We start from the raw sequence: 19,043 nt of genomic DNA on the forward strand, positions 1-19,043 counted from the left end.
ACGGTCCGGGCGCCTATATTTGAACGGTGTCCTCCCCGTTGAAGTCGATCCCCGTAGCCTGGCGCAAGTACCTGATCCTGCCGAAGCTCCTCAGCCTGTCCCGCTCTGCCCCAAAGGACCGGGCGATTGCCTGGGACAGGTATTGGGCCGGGATCGCCAGTACGGGCGCCCAGAGCGACGTGTTGTGGGACTCCGGCTCCGACCACGAACTCCTCGGCTACCGCGGCATTCTGGACCGGCACTTTGATTCCAGTCTCCCCGTGGTGGATGTGGGCTGCGGGCATGGCGGCTTCAGTCGGGCCCTCGCCGCATTCTCCCCGCGGGTCATCGGGGTCGATGTATCCGGCCATGCGGTGGCCCGGGCGCGGCACGAGTCCGCCGGCATCACCAACGTCAGCTTTCTGGCGCGCGACATGACGCGGCCCGGCGGGTGTGCCGGGCTGGTTGAGTCCATGGACTCGAACGTTTTCATCCGCGGCGTACTTCACGTCCTGAACGTCGCCGACCAGGCCGCGCTGCTGGAAAACCTCCGCCGCCTGGTGGGTGTGCGCGGCCGGGTTTTCCTGGCCGAGACGAACTTCAGCGGAAACCCGGTGGAATACGTCTCGCATCTGGGAGCTTCACGGCGGAGCATCCCGGCGCCGCTGGAGATGGCCATCCGGAAACTGCCCATGCCCGGCCGCTTCGGTCCGGAGGAACTTGCCCGGGTCATGCCGCCGGACCGCTGGACCCTGGTGGAGGACGGGCCGGCCACCATCGAAACAAACCCCCTCATGGACGCCGACGGCGATAGCACGGTCCCCGGCTACTTCGCCGTCCTCAAGGGGAAGGCCCCCGGCCAGTAAGCGCGGCTGTCCGCATCCCGGATCGGGCAAGCGCTTTCCGGCGCGTTGCTGGCATGATGGGCGGCATGCGCATTCTCATCGCCCCGGACAAATTCAAAGGCTCGCTCACCGCCGCAGAGGCCGCAGCCGCCATCGCCGAAGGCGCACTGCGTGTTTACCCGGAGGCGGTGGCCAGCCAGTTTCCGATCGCCGACGGCGGCGAGGGAACCCTGGAGGCGGCCGTCGCTGCCGGCTACGAGGAGCGGCTCAATGCCGTCGTCGGGCCCATCCTTAAGCCTGTCGGCGCCGCCTGGGCTATCCGCAAAATATCCGACGGCGGTGCTACCGCCGTCATTGAAACCGCGCAGGCCTCGGGCCTGGCGCACATGGAGCCCACGCCCGCGAATGCCCTGCGGGCCCACAGCTACGGCTGCGGGCAGTTGATCGCCGCCGCCCTGGACGCCGGTGCCACCGAAATTGTGCTGGGCCTGGGCGGCTCCGCCATGACCGACGCCGGCAGCGGCGCCCTGCGTGCGCTGGGCCTGAAGCCGCTGGACAGCGCGGGAAACGTGGTCCCCCTGGGCGGCGGATCGCTGGCCGAGGTAGTGGCCCTGGATACTTCCGGCCTGGACCCGCGGCTGTCCGCGGTGTCCTTCCGGATCGCCGTGGACGTGCAGAACCCGCTGTTCGGCAGCACCGGAGCCGCCCACGTCTTCGGGCCCCAAAAGGGCGCCGACGACGAGGCCGTGGAACTGCTCGACGCCGGCCTCCGTAACTGGGCGTCCCTGCTCCGTGAAGCAACCGGCCGGGACGTCAACGTCCCGGGCTCGGGCGCGGCAGGCGGCTTCCCGGCGTCGTTCCTTGCCTTCAGCAACGCCAGGCTGGAAAGCGGGTTCGCGCTGGTCGCCGGGCTCACGGGCCTCGCCGCGCAGCTGGACAGCGCGGACCTGGTGATCACCGGCGAAGGGTCCATGGACTCCCAGTCGCTGACGGGGAAGGCGCCCATTGCGCTCGCCGACGCTGCCAGGGAACGGGGCATTCCGGTGATCGTGGTGGCGGGGCGGATCCTGGTGACGCCGGAAGACCTGGCCGCCCACGGTGTCGTAGCCGCCGCGCAACTGCTCGATGTGGCTCCCAGCCCGGAAGACGCCGTCGCGCACGCCGCGAAGTATCTGGCGTGGGCTACCACCCAGGTCCTGGAAGGCGCCTAGGGCCCTGCGCCGGGCGGCGAGACCGCTCAGGAGCCGGTCTCATAGTGCGGCTCGGCCACCGGCTTGGATTCCGGAGACCCCCTCTCGCGGAGATACACGGACGCGCCCACCAGGACAGCCACGGCAAGGAATTCGCTTTGCCAGTTCTGGAAGGACTCGAACCAGAAGCGGCTGGTGGCCAGGTACTGCAGCCACGTCACGGTGGGCTGGCCGTGGCTTTGTTGTTCGTCGTTGTACGCGGCGGTTCCGCCGGCCGCGTGCATGCTGAAGGAGGCGAGGAACAGCAGCAGCAGGAGGATGGAGAGCGAGTGTTCGTAGAGCTTCAGGGCCAGCCCGCCGCGCTTCACCGGCCACGGTGTGGCGTCCTTGATGGTGGCATCGCGCGGATCCTGGTCCTGCGGCGCGGCCTTGCCCATGGGTTTGGACTCGGAGGAACCTTTCTGGAAAAGGAACACGGTCAGGATCACATACATGGCCATCTGCAGGAACTCGGACTCCCAGTTCTCGAACGTGGCCTCCACAAAATCGCCCGTTGACAGGTACTCCAGCACGGAGACGCCGGGCTGGCCGTGGGTGGCCTGTTCCTCGCTGTAGGTGGCCGCACCGGAGAGAATCATGCCGCCGAAGAAGGCCAGGAACAGTCCGGCGTTGGCGAGCAGGAGTCCGTGTTCTTTGGCCCACTTGCGCATGTCCGCTCCTTCGCTCGATGGTCCCGTCCGCCGCGTGCCTTGGGTCGGGCCGGTTATCGTCCCTGCGCCCGGCGGTTGAGCCGGAGCGGGACATAGATCAGCAGGACCAGGAGGACAGCCAGCAGGATTCCCCCGGCGGTCAGTCCGGCTGTTCGGCCGGCCGTGACATCAAAAACCAGGGCTGCTGTTCCCACGCTGAGCATCCCCACTCCGGCGAGGGCAATTTTGGTGATGCTGTCGGCGCTGGAGACCAGCATCGCTTTGAGGCGCTGGCGGAACAGGCGGCGGTGGACGCTGACGGGAAGCAGGATGAAGGCCGTTGTCAGCGTCGCGATGACCACGTTGACGAGGTAGAGGACCACCTGGAACCCGTCCAATTCCTCGAACCGGTCCTGGAAGGGGAGTGTCAGGAGGAAGCCTGCGAGGATCTGGACTCCGGTCTGGAGCACCCGGAGTTCCTGCAGCAGCTCGGCCCAGTTCCGGTCCAGCTGCTCCTCGCGGGTTTCGTTCCGTCCGCTGTTATGGCCGGTGAAGTCCTCCACATCCGACATTGGTTCTCCTAGCTCCGGGGCATGGCCGCCAAGCCGCGTGCTCCAAAGCTAAGCCGAAGTTGCGCCAAGATCAACAATTGCTAAGCTTGCTTATTGTTTGCTCCGCACGGTGGACTTGCTCCTCCGGGCGGGATAGTTTCGAAGGGCTGGTACAGCATGGGCCCTTTGGAAACCGATTCAGTGAAGAGGTGGACTATGAGCGACAACCAGAAACAGACAGAACCGCCCGCAGACCCCCGGGGCAGCTACCATTCCGGCGGTTTCCCGAAGCAGGAACAGGAGCAGCCCGGACTGACCGCTCCCATGGATCCCAAACCGGACCACGGCGAACTCAGCTACGAAGGCCACGGCAAACTCCAGGGCAAGGCAGCGCTGATCACCGGCGGAGACTCCGGGATCGGCAAGGCTGCCGCCATCGCGTTCGCCCGTGAGGGAGCCGACGTCGCAATCTCATACCTTCCCGAAGAGGAAGAAGACGCCCAGGACACCGCTGACTGGATCCGCAAAGCCGGCCAGCGTGCGTTGTTGCTCGCCGGTGACGGGCGGGAAGAGGACTTCAGCACCCGGATCGTGGCGGACACCGTGGCTGAGTTCGGCGGACTCGATGTTGTGGTGCTGAACGCCGCCTACCAGAAGAACCGTGAGAGCCTCGAAACCCTCCCCACCGAGGAATTCGACCGGGTGTTCAAAACGAACCTGTACTCGCTGCTCTGGACGGCGCGGGCTGCGGTGCCGCATCTGAAGGCCGGTGCCTCGATCATCACCACAGCCTCCATTCAGGCCTTCAACCCGTCCCCGCAGCTGATTGACTATGCCATGACCAAGGCCGCGCAGGTGGCGTTTACCAAGGCGCTGGCCCAGGAGCTGGGACCCAAAGGCATCCGCGTCAACGCCGTGGCCCCCGGACCCATTTGGACTCCGCTGATTCCGGCAACCGAGTGGCCGGACAAGCTCCCCACGTTCGGCCAGGACACCCCGCTCCAGCGGGCGGGCCAGCCGGCTGAACTTGCTGCCGCCTATGTGCTGCTGGCATCCGAACAGGGGTCCTACATCTCAGGCGCCGTGCTGCCGGTCACCGGCGGCAAGGGTCTCTAGAACTGCCCGTCAGATTCATCCACATCCACAACAGGAGGAACCATGAGTCAGGAAAACCAGCGCACGGAGCCGGAAGAAGAAGTGGGCGGATACGGAACGCCGACGGCCGAACAGGAGATGGGCGGAGCGGACAACAAGCAGTTCGCCCAGCCGCGGGACGAAGAGGATTTCGACGCCGCGGGCCTGAACCAGGACAGCCCGGACGGCGAAACGTTCGCCACGGGAACCCCCAAGCTCAGCCACTTTAATGAAGAGGACCAGGACAGCGCCGGCGAGCCCGGGGCGGGCCGGTTCGGCGGTACGGACGAACAGCACCATGCCGAAGCGGACTCAAATGACCCCGGGTTCGAACCGGGGGAGCCGCCCGTTCCGCGGGACGCTGACGTGCCCTCCGCCGAGGCCGAAATCGATGAATCCAACGCCGATTCGCAGGGTTCGGAGCCTTTCTCATCGGAGTCGGACCAGGACGCTGCAGGCCTGCCGGACGGCAGCGGCAACGACCTGCCCAAGGAGAAGTCACCGAACGACGACGGCGACGAAAGTTTCGACGCCGGCTGACAGTCTGGTGCGGGCTGGCTGAGTCTTTCCGCCGCGGGCGGGACCGGGACCTTTTAGTGCCCGGTCCCGCCCGCGGAGCCATCTCAGGACGTATCCTAGTAACAGGTTTTGCAGTGGGCCGAGCGTATCGAAGCTAGGCGTGCTCATGGCCGCGGCAACCCCCGGGGCGACGGTCTGGGAATCACTTCCCGACCCCCCGGATATGGTGTTCGACAGCACGGATGTCGAGGACTTCCTTGCTGCGGTCACCCACGAGTTCATGCGCGATATTGACGGTGACCTCCGCGGCATCAGCTGGGCCGTCACGTTTTTCCGCCCCGGAGTAACCCGGACCGCCGCGGCGGGCAGCGCCGCGGCCCGGGCAGCTGACGAAGAACAGTGCTCGTTCGCGGACGGACCCGTGCTGGAATCCCTTCGCACCGGTGATTTTGTTCATCTGGCTGACGTCGCCCGTGACCGCCGGTGGCCCGGGTATGCCAATGTTGCCGCCGACCACGGGGTCAGGTCACTGCTGTCCATACCCATCGTGGCCCGCGCAGGCTGGAGTGCCGCACTAAGCCTCTACGCGGCCACCTCCCACGCCTTCACCAGCGAAGACATCATTCAGATGCGACGGTATGTGCGGCAGGTGGCCAGGTCCCTGCACATGGTGGTGCGGGTGGCGGAACGGGCAGAGGCACGCGCGCAGTTGGCGGTTGCCCAGAGCTCCATGGTGCTGATGGACCTGGCGGTCACTGTCCTCACGGCTGACTACGGGCTCGGCCATGAAGCAGCACTTCAATACCTCAGGACTGTTGCACGGCACACCAACCAGGGACTCCGTGAAACAGCCATGAACATTGTGGCCGCATCGCACACGGGACCGGCAGAACCGGGCCCGGACAATGCCGGCTTCACTGGACTCATTTCGGCCAAACCCCCAGGCCGAAACGAGGGACCCTACACAACAGGGAGAACAGGATGAACGCCTGGAAGCAGGACAAAGAAGTCCGAAACGCGGCTGCGGAGGCTCCGCCCCACCCTTGGCACCGGCTCGTGGCAATGGGCGACTCGTTCACCGAGGGGATCGGCGACCCCGAACCCCGCAGCGAAGGAGGTCTGCGCGGCTGGGCTGACCGTGTGGCCGAAGAACTCAGTGCCAACCAGCGGGAATTCGCCTACGCCAACCTTGCCGTCCGGGGCCTGCTGGTGCAGCAGATCCTGGACCAGCAGCTGGAGCCCGCGCTGACCCTCAAGCCCGACCTTGTGACGCTCTCCGCAGGCGGCAACGATATTGTCTTCCGGCGCAGCGACCCGGACCGGCTCGCGGAAAAGATCGACGCAGGCGTTGACCAGCTGACCCGGTCCGGCGCCACGGTGGTCCTCTTCGCCGGACCGGACTGGGGTGCCACGCCGGTCTTCAGCCAGATCCGGGGCAAGGTTGCCATCTTCAACGAGAACCTCCACACCGTGGCCTCCCGCCACGACGCCGTGATGGTTGACCTGTGGTTCCTGCGGGAGCTCTCCAGCCCCGGCATGTGGGATCCGGACCGGCTTCACTTCTCGCCGCTGGGGCACCACACCATCGCGGCGGCCGTGTTGAAGGCCCTCGGCGTCCCGCACACGCTGGTGCCCCTGGAACCCAAGCCCCCGCGGGCCCGGGGCTGGAAGGAGGCCAGGTCCGAGGACCTGATCTGGGCACGGGAATACCTGGTCCCCTGGGTGATCCGGCAGCTGAGGCACCCTGCAGAAGCGGCCCTGGCCCCCAAACGGCCCGAGCCGGGGCCGGTCTTCGGTATTGGCACCCCGCCCGGCCCGTTCATCGGGGGCAGCCACGCGGCCTGAGTCAGCGCTTCTTCGGGGTCCGCTTCGTGGCGGCGTTGAGGGCGGCCTTCGCAGCGGGCGGCAGGCCGGCCACTTCCGTTTCCGGTTCCGCCACCGTGCCACGGGCCTTCGCGATGGCCTTCATGCCGTGGTAGATCAGCAGGGCCGCCGCGGAGCCCAGTGCAATGCCGGTGAAGGTCAGCTCGCCGATGGTCCATGTGTAGTCGGCAATGCCGATGATCAGGGCGACGGCGGCGGTAGTCAGGTTGATCGGGTTGGAGAAGTTCACCTTGTTCTGGACCCAGATCTTCACACCCAGGATGCCGATCATGCCGTAGAGCATGGTGGCCGCGCCGCCCAGCACACCCTGGGGGACCGTGGCGATCAGTTCGCCGAACTTCGGCGAGAAGCTCAGCACGATGGCGAAGACGCCGGCAACCCAGTACGCCGCCGTTGAATACACCTTGGTTGCCGCCATAACGCCGATGTTTTCCGCGTAGGTGGTGGTGCCGGAACCGCCGCCGGCTCCGGCGAGGACTGTTGCGACGCCGTCGGCCATCAGCGCACGGCCGGAGACGCCGTCGAGGTTCTGTCCGGTCATGGCCGCCACGGACTTCACATGCCCGATGTTCTCAGCCACCAGGACAAGCACCACCGGGACAAAGAGGCCAAGCACGCCAACGTGGAATTCCGGCGTCTGGAAGTGGGGGAGGCCGATCCACGCAGCAGCGTCCATCTTGGCGTAGCTCACTTCGCCGCGCAGCATGGCCACCAGGTAGCCAACCACCACGCCCACCAGGATGCTGAGGCGGCCGATGATTCCCTTGAACAGGACGCTGACCAGGATGATCGTGGCCAGGGTGATCACGGCGGTGACAGGGGCGGCGTCGAAGTTCATCTTGGCCGCGGGTGCCAGGTTCAGGCCGATCAGCGCCACGATGGCACCGGTGACGATCGGCGGCATCAGCCGGTTGATCCAGCCCGCGCCGAACTTCTGCACAATCGCACCGATCACGGCCAGTGCGACGCCGGCAAGCAGCACGCCGCCCAGCGCACCGGGTACACCGAACTGCTGCTGGGACGCCATGATGGGCGCAATGAACGCGAAGCTCGAGCCGAGGTAGCTGGGGACGCGGCCCTTCGTGATGACCAGGAACAGCAGCGTGCCGATGCCCGAGAAGAACAGGGTGGTGGCCGGCGGCATACCGGTGATGATGGGGACCAGGAACGTCGCGCCGAACATGGCCACGACGTGCTGCATACCCACCCCGATGGTCAGCGGCCAGGCCAGCCGCTCGTCCGGGGCAACCACGTGGCCCGGCTTGATTGATTTGCCGTTGCCGTGCAGCTTCCATTTCATTCCGAGCATGCTCATGGGCTGGGCCTTTCAGGGGGTTGGCCGCTGGGCCGGGGATGTTCCGGTGCAACAATACCGCGATGCAGGGTCCGGTGACCCGGTGTGCCGGACGTCACGTGCCGTCACGGGAAGAAGACACGAACGCTTGAAGTTGCAACTATGGAAAGCAGACCGCCGGCCCATCTTCCCGATGAGCGGGCCCAGCGAAAGGTACGCACATGACTATTGCCCACGAAGAAGCAGTCATCGACTCAGCAGCCGTCGACGCCATCTTTGCCGAAGCCCGCACCGCCAACTCCTTCACCGGCGAGGTGACCGAGGACCAGGCCCGCGCCATCTACGAGCTCACCAAGTTCGGCCCCACGGCTTTCAACTCCCAGCCCCTCCGCGTCACCTACGTCCGCTCGGACGAGGCCCGCGCCAGGCTGGTTGACGCCCTGGCCAACGGAAACAAGGCCAAGACCGCCTCCGCTCCGCTGGTTGCAGTCCTCAGCTACGACACCGCCTGGGCCGAGCAGTGGGACACCTTCCTGCCCGAGTACGGCGCACCGAAGGCGATGTACGACGCCGCTCCGGACCTGGCAGCGGCCACCGGCAACAACAACGCGCACCTGCAGGCCGGCTACTTCATCCTTGCCGTCCGGTCCCTCGGCCTCGCCGCAGGCCCCATGACCGGTGCCGACTTCAACCTTATCGACGCCCAGCTCTTCCCGGCCGGCGAGCAGAAGAGCTTCCTGGTGGTCAACATCGGCCAGCCCGGTGAAGACGCCTGGGGTGCAGCAAAGCCCAAGTTCGCCTACGAGGACGTCGTCCGCACCGTCTGACCCTCTCTCACTTAATGCGGCATTAACGCCGATGCTCTCTCACTTTCCTCAAGAAAGTGAGAGAGCATCGGCGTTTAAAGCGCATTAAGTGAGAGAGCGTCTGTGGGGGTGGGGGCCAGGGTCCCGGTGCGCTGCGGCGGGCGGGCGGTTAGGCGATCACACCGTCCACCAGGGCCTTGGCCTCAGCCTGCACCTGCTTGAGGTGCTCCTCGCCCTTGAAGGACTCGGCGTAGATCTTGTAGACGTCCTCGGTGCCGGACGGGCGCGCGGCGAACCAGGCGTTTTCCGTGACCACCTTGAGCCCGCCGATGGACGCTCCGTTGCCGGGCGCCTCCGTCAGCTTGGCTTTGATGGTTTCGCCGGCCAGTTCCGTGGCCGTGACGTCCGACGGCGACAGCCTGCCGAGTGCCGCCTTCTGCTCCCGTGTGGCTGCTGCATCGATGCGCGCGTAGACGGGCGCGCCGAACTGGTCGGTCAGCCCCTTGTACAGCTGCGACGGGGACTTGCCCGTGACCGCCGTGATCTCCGAGGCCAGCAGCGCCAGCAGGATGCCGTCCTTGTCCGTGGTCCAGACGCTGCCGTCCAGTTTGTTGAAGGAAGCCCCTGCAGACTCCTCGCCGCCGAACGCACCTTCACCGGACAGCAGGCCCGGGACAAACCACTTGAAGCCCACGGGGACCTCCACAAGTTTGCGGCCCAGGCTCTCAGCCACGCGGTCGATGATCGAGGACGACACCAGGGTCTTGCCCACCACCGAGTTGGGGTTCCACCCGCCGCGGTTGCGGTACAGGTAATCGATGGCGACCGCTAGGTAGTGGTTCGGGTTCATCAGGCCGCCGTCAGGGGTCACGATGCCGTGCCTGTCGGCGTCGGCGTCATTCCCGGTGGCGACGTCGAACGCTGCTGAATTGCCGCCGTCGGACATCCGCTTGATCAGCGACGCCATGGCGGCGGGCGAGGAGCAGTCCATCCGGATTTTTTCGTCCCAGTCCAGGGTCATAAATGCCCATTGCGGGTCCACGGTCGGGTTCACCACAGTCAGGTCCAGGTGGTGGCGTTCGCCGATCTCGCCCCAGTAATCCACGGAGGCGCCGCCCATGGGGTCGGCGCCGATGCGGACGCCTGCTTCGCGGATGGCGTCCAGGTTCAGGACCGACGGGAGGTCGTCAATGTAGCTGCTGAGGAAGTCGAACTTGCCGGTGCTGTCCGCGGCGAGGGCGTCCGCGACGGGGATGCGCTTGACGCCGCGGAGATCGTTTTCGAGCAATTCATTGGCGCGGTTGGCGATCCAGCCCGTGGCGTCGGAATCGGCCGGGCCGCCGTGGGGCGGGTTGTACTTGAAGCCGCCGTCGGCCGGGGGATTGTGGCTGGGCGTGACCACGATGCCGTCCGCTTCCGGGGCGCCGGCAGCGCGGTTGTTGTTGTACGTAAGGATGGCGTGGCTCAGAGCCGGCGTGGGCGTGTAGCCGTGGCGGGCGTCCACCAGCACGTTCACGCCGTTGGCAGCCAGCACCTCCAGCGCGGAGTTCTGTGCCGGTTCGCTCAGGGCGTGGGTGTCCTTCGCCAGGAACAGCGGGCCCGTAATGCCCTGGCCTGCCCGGTATTCGACGATGGCCTGCGTGATGGCCACGATGTGTTTTTCGTTGAACGAAGCCTTCAGGCTGGATCCCCGGTGTCCCGAGGTGCCGAACGCTACGCGCTGGCCGGGATCACCCAGATCCGGCGAAATATCGTAGTACGCGTCGAGGAGCGCAGTGATGTCAACAAGGTCCTGGGGTTGGGCAACTGTGCCCGCGCGGCTAGCCATGGGACCAGCATGCCAGACCCGGGCGGGCGGCAATACGACCCGGTCCAAATCGCGGACCCTGTGACGCGGAATGTCATGAACAAGTAGTGAAACCTGAGTACTTGGTCGAAAAGTACCTATATACCGGCTCCCCGCGCCGCTGTTACGTTCGGAAAAGTCAGGCAGCAGCGCACGACGGCGGCAGCACCGTCGTCGCGCATTGCGGCAGTCAGCAGCGGCGCGGGCAAGCAGCCGCTACGGGAAGTGGGGACCGGTCATGGGGGCAGGGGACGGCGCAGCCGAACAGTCACGACTCGCGGCAGAGCGCGTCCAGCGGCTGAAACGCCAATTGGACCAGGCCGAGCGGGCCACAAAATCCTGGGACGCCGGGGCAGTGGGCGAGCGGATCGTTGCCGACCGGCTCAGCCAGCTCGTCCCGCACGGCTGGTTCCTGCTGCAGGACGTGCACTGGCCCGGCCGGCCGAAGGCGAACCTGGATCACGTACTGGTGGGACCCGGCGGCGTGGTGGTCGTGGATGCCAAGAACTGGACGGGTGAAGTCCGTGTGTCCGGCGGGGTCCTCTGGCAGGGCCGGTTTGCCCGCACGCAGTCAGTGGAGGGCGCCCTGGCCCAGTGTGCCGCCGTCACCTCGGTGCTGGAGCCGCCGCACCGGCGCTTTGTCCGCCCCTTGATCTGCCTCGCCGGCCAGCCGGACGTCTTCGCCATCACCAACGCCGACGTTGCTGTGGCCGGTGTCGACCGGATTGTGGATGCCGTCCTGGCGCTGCCTGCCGTGCTCGACCACCAGTCAGTGCTGGGCCTGTATTCGCATCTTGCGCGGCAGCTCACGCAGGACCCGGCCCCGGACAGTCCTGCCCTGAAGTCCTTGACTGCCCACCGCGTGGTGGTGACGCCGTCCGCGGTCCGGCCTGACGCGTCCCAGCATCCGCCGGCCCGGCACGGTACCCGGCCGGTCGTGCGGCCAAATGACAGGCAACCGACGAGGCAATCAACCCATGGCGGCCATGGAGTGTACCGGGCCGCCTCGGGAACCGGCCGGAAAACGAAGGCGCAGCAACACGCAGCCGGCGCGATGGCCCGGCTGCTGTGCCTCGCCGGATTTGTGGTTTTCGCTGTGTACGCGCTGCCGTATTTTGGCCAGTAGGACTGGGCCGGAGGCGGCGGTAGGCTGGAAGCGAAGACTTCGATTGGGGAAAAAATGAGTGACCAGACAACGCCGCGCCCGGATCCGCAGGGGTCCGGCGCCCAGGGATCGGGCGATTCATACGGTTACGAACCGCCGCAGTTCGTGCCGCCTCAGGGTTCCACCAACCCGGCGCCGCCCCTCTACGACTGGAACCAGCCCGGGGCAGGCCAGTACAGCCAGCCTGCCGAGCAGTACGGCGCGCCCTACGCTCAGCCCGGCAGCCCGTATGGTCCGCCGAACAGCTATGGCCAGCCCAATCAGTATGGCCAGCCTAATCAGTACGGCCAGCCGGCGTATTACGGCATGCCGGCCGCCGAACCCAAGGGCCTGAGCATCACCAGCATGGTCTGCGGAATTTCCTCGGTCCTCCTGGGCTGGTTCATGATTCCGCAGGTCGTTGCGATTATCACCGGCCACCTGGGCCTCAGCCGCGAACCCGCCGGCAAGGGGTTCTCCATCACCGGGCTGGTCCTGGGCTACCTGTGCCTCGTCGGGTATGGAGCGATCTGGCTGTTCCTCATCATCGGGCTGGCGGCCTACAGTTCCAGTTCAGGCTACGGCTACTAGGTTTCCGGAGACGTTTCCGGCGACGGGTTTGCGGCCGCGATCCGTTGCGCCCGTTCGCGTTCTGTCCCGGTGAGCACACCGGAACCTGTGTGCTGCAAAGTCCAGTTCGTCTTTACTCCGCCAGGCCCGGTGAGTGATCCTCCGGCCAGGGCTTTCTCGATCCGGCGGCGGACCTCGTCTTCCTTGTCAGGCTCGGCAGCGAAGACCACCCTCAGCCGGACCCCGTTGCCTTCCCGGGAGTGTTCGGTGTGATGCGGGGCCAGGGGGCACGGCGGTTCATGCTCCCAGCTTCCGCATAGTTCAAGGGTGATGGCCGCACCCGGTGCCGCGGGATCGGACCCGGCAGCCATCAGCAACGATGCTTCGTGAACGTACTGTCCGCGCATCCAGGGTTCCTCCTGCTTCACGACGGGTTTGCGTGGGTTTCCCGGCCAGGCTGTTCGGCGGGCGGGTGCGGTGCCGGACCGGGCAGTGGAAAGGCCCCGGTACGGGGCCTTTCGTCAAGCGGGCTTGGCCAACGGCTCAGACCCTCTCGCGGGTGCGCTCAGCAGCGGGTTCCCCGGCCTCGTGGTTCTTCCGCCGGCGCGGGAACGCCCAGAAGGTGAAATCCTTGGCCGTGAATGTCGGTTCAGTACGGTCCGGCGGAGTTTGCTGGCGCACTTCGGGTTCGCGGGTGGACTCTTTCTTCGTGCCCCACCCGAAATCCTTGCTTGATGAATAGCACATCACAGACCTCCTCAAGGTGACTGCCCTTTAATGTTCCACCCGTTTGGCCGTGGAGTCGACACCCTCCAGCCAGTCCGCACCGGCTTCAGAACCCCAGCTGCGCCGCCACTTGGAGCAGGAGCAATTCTGACCCCCCTGGTCCCACCAGCTGGATGCCCATCGGGAGTCCGGTGCCGGGTTGGCCACCGGTCCAGTACACGGGAATGGTGATGGCGGGCAGGCCGCAGACGTTCACCATCGAGGACCACGGCGCGAACTCGCACTGCCTCCGGTAGTCGTCGTCGGCGTCGCCCGCCCACGCCGCGGCGGGCCAGCGCCCGTCCCCGTGAGAGGCGCCGGTGAACCAGCCCACCGGCCTTGGTGTCTGGGCAAGTGAGGGCATCAGCATAAGGTCCCACGCCGCGTACTGGGTGATGGTGTCGCGCTGGATTTGCCGCAGGAAGGCCAGCGATTCGTTCAGCTTGGACGCGCTGCGCTGTTGGGCCCTGCGCCGGAACGTTTGGGTCAGCGGTGCGAGCAGCGCTTCACGGTGCGGGCTGATCCGGGCGCTTCCGACGGCGGCTGTCCAGGCTGTGGTGAAGGCGTCCGGGTAGCGGTTGTCGTAGCGGATGGCGGCTTCGGTCACGGCATGTCCGGCATGCTCCAGCATGTCCCGGCCCGCCTGCAATGCCGCGAGGGCTTCCGGTTCCGTTGTGAACGGGAAAGTGGCGGACCAGGGACTGTCCAGGGTGAGGCCGATCCGCAGCGGCCGGGGTTCCTGTGCGACGGCGTCGAGGTAACTGCTGCCTTCAGGGGACGGCGCCAGCGAGTCCATCAGCAGCGCAGCATCGGCGGCGCTGCGGGCAAGCGGTCCCGCCACCACCAGTCCGGCGGGGTCTCCCAGGCTCTCGCCGGACGGCACCACACCGCGTCCGGGCTTGAGGCCCACCAGCCCGCAGGCAGCCGCGGGGATCCTGATGGAGCCGCCGCCGTCCGTCCCGGGCGCGAAGGGGAGCAGCCGGTCGGCCACTGCGGCAGCGCTGCCGCCGGAGGAACCGCCGGAGCTGCGGCTGGGGGCATGCGGATTGCGCGACGGCGGGGCGATGCGGTTTTCGCTGTAAGCGGTGAGGCCGAACTCCGGAACCTGGGTCTTGCCCAGCGAGATCACCCCCTCAGCCTTCAGGGCCGCGGTCAGCGCGCCGTCGATGGGGGCTGGTTTATGGTCCAGTGCTGCGCTGCCATGCGTGGTCACGACGCCGGCCACATCGGTTAGGTCCTTGAAGGCCAGCGGCATGCCGTGCAGGAGCGGGAGGCCGTCAGCGGTGCCGCCGGCGTGGTCCGCTGCCCCCGCGTTTCCCAAGCCTTTCCGAAGGCGGGCATAAAGCTCGTCGGCTGCGCCGGCGTCGGCCATTGCCTGTTCCGCGGTGACCGTGACGAAAGCGCCCAGCAGCGGATTCCGCTCGGCGATGCGGGCAAGGAAGTGACCTGTGGCTTCCCGGGCCGAAAGCTCCCCGGACCGAAGCGAGTTCCGCAGCTGGACGGCGGACATGCCGTGGATCTCGGCTGTGGAAGCGGTTGTCTGCGCAGCGGGCAAGGCTCCTCCTCAGGATCAAGTAGAAGCGTAACCTGCCCGGGTTTCGGCAGTCATGGCTGCCGCTGGCGCTAGGCTGGAAGAAGACCAACACCATCCGAAAGAGGACTCCCGTGAGCGATTTCGAATCCGTGCCAGTGGGCGACGTTCCGGCCGACGCCGCCATCCTGGACGTCCGCGAAGACTACGAGTGGGTAGCGGGACACGCAGAGGGTGCCCTTCACATTCCGCTTGACCAGTTGCCCGCACGCCTGGACGAACTCGACCCGGACCAGGACCTCTACGTCATTTGCCGCACTGGCGGACGGTCCTTCCGCGCCGCCCAGTGGCTTACCGGCCAGGGCTATGCGGCCATCAACGTTGCCGGCGGGATGGACCAGTGGCTTGAGTCGGGGAAGCCTCTGGTGTCTGACAACGGGCTGAAGCCGCTCATTCTCTAGCGGCAGGCCCCGCTCCCGTCCATCCCCATTGAGGAATATTCCATGCCGGCGTCACCCGCTACTTACACGTTCCTCGGTCCCGAGGGAACCTTTACCGAAGCGGCGCTGATGCAGGTGCCGGGCGCGGCGGCGGCTCACCGTATCCCGGCCTCCAACGTGAACGCGGCACTGGACCTGGTCCGCGACGGTAGTGCGGACGCGGCCATGGTCCCCATTGAGAACTCGGTTGAAGGCGGAGTCACGGCCACGCTGGACGCCATTGCCAGCGGGCAGGAACTCCGGATTATTCGCGAGGTCCTTGTCCCTATCAGCTTTGTGCTGGTGGCCCGTCCGGGCACGCCGGCCGCCGCGGTACGGCGCATCTCCACCCACGGCCACGCCTGGGCGCAATGCCGGCTGTGGGTCGACGCGAATATTCCGGGTGCAGAATACGTCCCCGGGTCCTCGACAGCCGCAGCAGCCATGGGGCTGCTGGAAGAGGACACCCACTACGACGCCGCTATCTGCGCACCCATCGTCGCCCGAAAACAGCCGGGCCTGGACGTCCTGGCGGAAAATATCGGTGACAACCCGGGAGCCGTGACGCGCTTCATTCTTGTCAGCCGGCCCGGAGCCCTGCCCGCACGGACCGGCGCGGATAAGACCTCCGTGGTGGTCCCGTTGCCCGAGGACCGGCCCGGGGCCCTGATGGAAATCCTGGACCAGTTCGCCACCCGCGGGGTCAACCTCAGCCGGATCGAATCCCGGCCCACCGGCCAGTATCTGGGCCACTACTTTTTCAGCATCGACGCCGATGGACATGTGCAGGACGCCCGGGTGGCTGATGCGCTGGCCGGACTGCACCGCATCAGCCCGGCTACCCGGTTCCTGGGCTCTTACGGGCGGGCGGACGCGCAGACCGTTCACGTGGCCCCGCACACCTCTGACGAGGCATTCCGTGCAGCGCATCAATGGGTGGGCGGAATACTGGGCGGGGCATACACTGCGTCCGAAACGGCTTCCGAAGCTTCGCCCACAGCGTAGGCCGGGGTACTTCCGCGCGATTGGTACTGTGCGTATGCTTGCTTGATCCACTTGGGGGACGGCCCCTAACGAAGGGAGCATGTCATGAACACCAGCAGCACAGACGATGACGGCCAGGGCATGATCGTTAACCCCAAACCGACCGCTGACAACCAGGACTGGGACGGCGACGAGGCTGACCGGGCCGACCGCCTCCGCTTTGAAGAAGAGCAGGCCATGATCCGCGAGCAGTCGGAAGCACGTGCCGCTAAGGCCGCCGCGGAGGAAGCAGCCAAGAAAGCCACTGCTTAAGGCGAACGCGGGGGCAGGCCCGGTTCAGGCTGCCTGCCCCTTGACCCTGATCAGGAGGGACCGCGGCGCCACCCGGACGGTGAGCTTCGTGGCCAGGCCGGCCGTATCGCCGTCGATTTGTGTCGGCATTGGCTCAGGGCATTTGATGACTATCGTCCCTGCCCGGTACATCGTCATGATGGGCAGGTTGCCTTTGTGCTTGAAGAGGATTTTGGCATACATGGCCAGCCAGCCGATGGCGCTCCGCGGGCTCATGACCACCACGTCGAGCATGCCGTCGTCGATCATGGCTTCCGGTATGAAGTCGATGCCGCCGGGCACCAGCCCGCAGTTGGCGAAAAGCACGCTGCGGATGTTCCGGACCTGCTCGGGACTGTCATCCAGGGCCACGGACACTTTCCTCCGCCGCCCGGGCAGGTGCCGCATGCCGGCCTCGGTGTAGGCCAGCCATCCCACCGCTTTTTTGAGGCCATCGTTGGTGTCCGCCAGGATCTCAGCGTCCATGCCGATCCCGGCGATTACCAGGAACAAGTGTTCGGCGGAGTGGCCGGTGCGGGAATTCTCGATGCCCATCCGTGCGGTGTCTATGTAGCGCTGCTGGCCGAACAACGCCGTCTGGATACTGGCGTGGAGATCATAGACGTCAATGTCAACGTTGCGCGCCAGCAGGTTCCCGGTTCCCAGCGGGATAAGTCCCATGGCCACATCCGTATGCGCGAGGGACTCCGCCACGACACGCACGGTGCCGTCTCCGCCGCCCACCAGGACGACGTCGGCGTTGTAGTCCAGCGCCGCTTTGGCCTGCGAGTACCCCGGATCCTCCGCCGTCGTTTCCAAAATGAGGGGATCGTCCCAGCCTGCTGCGAGGCACGCGCGCTGGATAGCTGCTTTCGCTTCGGCGGCACGCGCCTTGACGGGGTTGAGGATGACGGCCACGCGCTGGTTGCCGAGGTCGGCTTCGTGCGCGTCTTCATGGACGGCGCTGCGAATGTGCAGTGCTTTGAGCTTCCGCACGCCCCACCAGCTGGAGACGGCGAAAGCCAGCGCTGCCGCACTCAGGAGGTAAAGAAGCCAGTCGTTCATGGTGCCTCAACAGTATCCCGGCCGCGCCGCCGCCCCTTCCCGCGTCCGCGCGGCGGTCCTGCCCGCCCGGGATTCGATACTCTTGTCTGGTGATCGACGTAAAAGACCTCAGCGAAAACCCGGACAAGTTCCGTGCCAGCCAGCGCGCCCGCGGCGCCGATGAATCCGTGGTGGACGCGATCATCGCCGCAGACTCCGCCCGGAGGGCCGCCCTGATCCGCTTTGAAAACCTCCGCGCCGAGCAGAACGTTTTCGGCAAGAAGGTGGCGCAGGCCCAGGGTGACGAGAAGAAGGCGCTCCTGGCCGAAGTGAAGGAACTGGCCAATACGGTCAAGGCCGCCTCCGCTGAGGCCGACGCTGTGCAGGCAAAGCAGGACGAACTGCTGCGCAGCATCCCCAATCTCATTGAGGACGGCGTCCCGGCGGGCGGTGAGGACGACTACGTTGTGGTCAAGACCGTCGGCACGCCCCGCGAGTTCCCCGATTTCAAGCCCAAGGACCACCTGGAGATTGGCGAACTGATCGGCGCGATCGACATGGAGCGCGGCGCCAAGGTATCCGGCGCCCGCTTCTACTTCCTGCGCGGTGTGGGTGCGCGCCTCGAGATGGCGCTGCTGCGGATGGCCATGGACCAGGCCATCGAGGCCGGCTTCGTGCCCATGATCACGCCTACCCTGGTGCGCCCGGAGACCATGCAGGGCACCGGTTTTGATGTCAAGCACGACGCCGAGATTTACCGTCTCGCCGAAGACGACCTCTACCTCGTGGGAACCTCCGAGGTGCCCCTGGCCGGGTACCACGCGGACGAGATCCTCGACCTGTCCGCCGGCCCCATCCGGTTCGCCGGCCAGAGCTCGTGCTACCGCCGTGAAGCCGGCTCCCACGGCAAGGACACCCGCGGCATCATCCGCGTCCACCAGTTCAACAAGGTGGAGATGTTCATCTACACCACCGTTGAAGAGGCCGCCGCCGAACACGAGCGGCTCCTGGCCTGGGAAGAGGAAATGCTGGCCAAGTGCGAGCTGCCCTACCGGGTCATCGATACCGCTGCCGGTGACCTCGGCATGTCCGCCGCCCGCAAGTTCGACTGCGAAGCGTGGGTCCCCACCCAGGGCGCCTACCGCGAACTCACGTCCACCTCGAACTGCACCACGTTCCAGGCCCGCCGCCTGAACATCCGTGAGCGCGTCATCAACGACGAAGGCGTAGCCAAGGGAACCCGCGCCGTGGCCACCCTGAACGGCACGCTGGCCACAACCCGCTGGATCGTGGCCATCCTGGAGCACCACCAGAACCCCGACGGCTCGGTCAACGTCCCGGCCGCTCTGCAGCCGTACCTCGGCGGACTGGAAGTCCTCCCGGTCCTCTAGGTCCCATTGACACACGGGCGTCCGCCACTCCGTCGTAGTTGGAGTGGCGGGCCCGTGCGCCGAACGTT

The 19,043-nt window shown here is 66.4% G+C and carries 21 protein-coding genes; 13 read left to right on the top strand and 8 right to left on the bottom strand.

From position 1 onward, the window contains the following. Positions 1-26: 26 nt before the first annotated feature. Together IDT60_RS00900 and IDT60_RS00905 are read left to right on the top strand one after the other, a co-directional pair. On the top strand, positions 27-845 hold the full coding sequence (locus IDT60_RS00900; RefSeq protein WP_223883838.1) for a class I SAM-dependent methyltransferase: 819 nt from the start codon (positions 27-29) through the stop codon (positions 843-845). A 65-nt stretch (positions 846-910) separates the two neighbouring features. Then, the gene (locus tag IDT60_RS00905; protein ID WP_191080531.1) at positions 911-2,035 is read left to right on the top strand and encodes a glycerate kinase; all 1,125 of its coding nucleotides are present in this window, start codon (positions 911-913) and stop codon (positions 2,033-2,035) included. A gap of 26 nt (positions 2,036-2,061) precedes the next feature. Here IDT60_RS00905 and IDT60_RS00910 read toward each other — a convergent pair whose 3' ends face one another. Beyond that, complete coding sequence (locus IDT60_RS00910; RefSeq protein WP_191080532.1) at positions 2,062-2,724, bottom strand: DUF6766 family protein; 663 nt, start codon at positions 2,722-2,724, stop codon at positions 2,062-2,064. A 53-nt stretch (positions 2,725-2,777) separates the two neighbouring features. Further along, positions 2,778-3,275, bottom strand: coding sequence for a DUF6328 family protein (locus IDT60_RS00915; protein WP_191080533.1), 498 nt, complete (start codon positions 3,273-3,275; stop codon positions 2,778-2,780). Positions 3,276-3,470: 195 nt separating this feature from the next. Between IDT60_RS00915 and IDT60_RS00920 the strand changes: the two genes are divergently transcribed. The 4 genes from IDT60_RS00920 (at position 3,471) to IDT60_RS00935 (ending at position 6,752) form a co-directional block, all read left to right on the top strand. Further along, positions 3,471-4,370: an SDR family oxidoreductase gene (locus IDT60_RS00920; RefSeq protein WP_191080534.1), complete on the top strand. Its 900-nt coding sequence runs from the start codon at positions 3,471-3,473 to the stop codon at positions 4,368-4,370. Between the two features lie 42 nt (positions 4,371-4,412). Continuing rightward, entirely contained in the window at positions 4,413-4,928 is a 516-nt protein-coding gene (locus IDT60_RS00925; protein ID WP_191080535.1) for a hypothetical protein, read from the top strand. Between the two features lie 145 nt (positions 4,929-5,073). Beyond that, entirely contained in the window at positions 5,074-5,892 is an 819-nt protein-coding gene (locus tag IDT60_RS00930) for a GAF and ANTAR domain-containing protein (protein WP_191080536.1), read from the top strand. Next, positions 5,889-6,752, top strand: a complete 864-nt coding sequence (locus IDT60_RS00935; RefSeq protein WP_191080537.1) for an SGNH/GDSL hydrolase family protein — start codon at positions 5,889-5,891, stop codon at positions 6,750-6,752. Before IDT60_RS00930 ends, IDT60_RS00935 begins: the two co-directional genes overlap by 4 nt. A 1-nt stretch (position 6,753) precedes the next feature. Here IDT60_RS00935 and IDT60_RS00940 read toward each other — a convergent pair whose 3' ends face one another. Further along, positions 6,754-8,106 (bottom strand): uracil-xanthine permease family protein, encoded by a 1,353-nt coding sequence (locus tag IDT60_RS00940; RefSeq protein WP_191080538.1) that lies wholly within the window; start codon positions 8,104-8,106, stop codon positions 6,754-6,756. A gap of 200 nt (positions 8,107-8,306) precedes the next feature. On the opposite strand from IDT60_RS00940, the gene IDT60_RS00945 reads away from it, so the two are divergent. Further along, the gene (locus IDT60_RS00945; protein ID WP_191080539.1) at positions 8,307-8,912 is read left to right on the top strand and encodes a malonic semialdehyde reductase; all 606 of its coding nucleotides are present in this window, start codon (positions 8,307-8,309) and stop codon (positions 8,910-8,912) included. A gap of 148 nt (positions 8,913-9,060) precedes the next feature. Here IDT60_RS00945 and pgm read toward each other — a convergent pair whose 3' ends face one another. After that, positions 9,061-10,719 carry a phosphoglucomutase (alpha-D-glucose-1,6-bisphosphate-dependent) gene (gene pgm / locus IDT60_RS00950; RefSeq protein WP_191080540.1) on the bottom strand — a complete coding sequence of 553 codons (1,659 nt, stop codon included), beginning with the start codon at positions 10,717-10,719 and terminating at the stop codon, positions 9,061-9,063. 256 nt (positions 10,720-10,975) lie between these two features. On the opposite strand from pgm, the gene IDT60_RS00955 reads away from it, so the two are divergent. Both IDT60_RS00955 and IDT60_RS00960 read left to right on the top strand, forming a co-directional pair. Then, positions 10,976-11,863, top strand: coding sequence for a nuclease-related domain-containing protein (locus IDT60_RS00955; RefSeq protein WP_191080541.1), 888 nt, complete (start codon positions 10,976-10,978; stop codon positions 11,861-11,863). Positions 11,864-11,917: 54 nt separating this feature from the next. After that, positions 11,918-12,472, top strand: coding sequence for a DUF4190 domain-containing protein (locus tag IDT60_RS00960; protein ID WP_164203121.1), 555 nt, complete (start codon positions 11,918-11,920; stop codon positions 12,470-12,472). On the opposite strand, the gene IDT60_RS00965 is transcribed toward IDT60_RS00960, so the two are convergent. From IDT60_RS00965 to IDT60_RS00975, 3 genes are all read right to left on the bottom strand, one after another. Further along, on the bottom strand, positions 12,469-12,858 hold the full coding sequence (locus IDT60_RS00965) for a hypothetical protein (protein WP_191080542.1): 390 nt from the start codon (positions 12,856-12,858) through the stop codon (positions 12,469-12,471). The genes IDT60_RS00960 and IDT60_RS00965 overlap by 4 nt on opposite strands. Before the next feature lie 136 nt (positions 12,859-12,994). Continuing rightward, entirely contained in the window at positions 12,995-13,198 is a 204-nt protein-coding gene (locus IDT60_RS00970) for a hypothetical protein (RefSeq protein ID WP_191080543.1), read from the bottom strand. 85 nt (positions 13,199-13,283) lie between these two features. Continuing rightward, positions 13,284-14,726, bottom strand: coding sequence for an amidase (locus IDT60_RS00975; RefSeq protein WP_191081770.1), 1,443 nt, complete (start codon positions 14,724-14,726; stop codon positions 13,284-13,286). Between the two features lie 155 nt (positions 14,727-14,881). On the opposite strand from IDT60_RS00975, the gene IDT60_RS00980 reads away from it, so the two are divergent. The 3 genes from IDT60_RS00980 (at position 14,882) to IDT60_RS00990 (ending at position 16,522) form a co-directional block, all read left to right on the top strand. Next, on the top strand, positions 14,882-15,208 hold the full coding sequence (locus IDT60_RS00980; RefSeq protein ID WP_191080544.1) for a rhodanese-like domain-containing protein: 327 nt from the start codon (positions 14,882-14,884) through the stop codon (positions 15,206-15,208). 42 nt (positions 15,209-15,250) lie between these two features. Next, positions 15,251-16,231 (top strand): prephenate dehydratase, encoded by a 981-nt coding sequence (pheA, locus tag IDT60_RS00985; protein WP_191080545.1) that lies wholly within the window; start codon positions 15,251-15,253, stop codon positions 16,229-16,231. 84 nt (positions 16,232-16,315) lie between these two features. Continuing rightward, the gene (locus IDT60_RS00990; protein WP_164203111.1) at positions 16,316-16,522 is read left to right on the top strand and encodes a hypothetical protein; all 207 of its coding nucleotides are present in this window, start codon (positions 16,316-16,318) and stop codon (positions 16,520-16,522) included. Positions 16,523-16,546: 24 nt separating this feature from the next. Here IDT60_RS00990 and IDT60_RS00995 read toward each other — a convergent pair whose 3' ends face one another. Further along, a complete protein-coding gene (locus tag IDT60_RS00995) occupies positions 16,547-17,605 on the bottom strand; it encodes a diacylglycerol kinase family protein (RefSeq protein WP_191080546.1) in 1,059 nt (352 codons plus the stop codon). A gap of 89 nt (positions 17,606-17,694) precedes the next feature. On the opposite strand from IDT60_RS00995, the gene serS reads away from it, so the two are divergent. Then, a complete protein-coding gene (gene serS / locus IDT60_RS01000; RefSeq protein ID WP_191080547.1) occupies positions 17,695-18,975 on the top strand; it encodes a serine--tRNA ligase in 1,281 nt (426 codons plus the stop codon). The last annotated feature ends 68 nt before the right edge of the window (positions 18,976-19,043 follow it).

This window comes from Pseudarthrobacter sp. BIM B-2242, from assembly GCF_014764445.1.
GTDB lineage: Bacteria > Actinomycetota > Actinomycetes > Actinomycetales > Micrococcaceae > Arthrobacter > Arthrobacter luteus_A.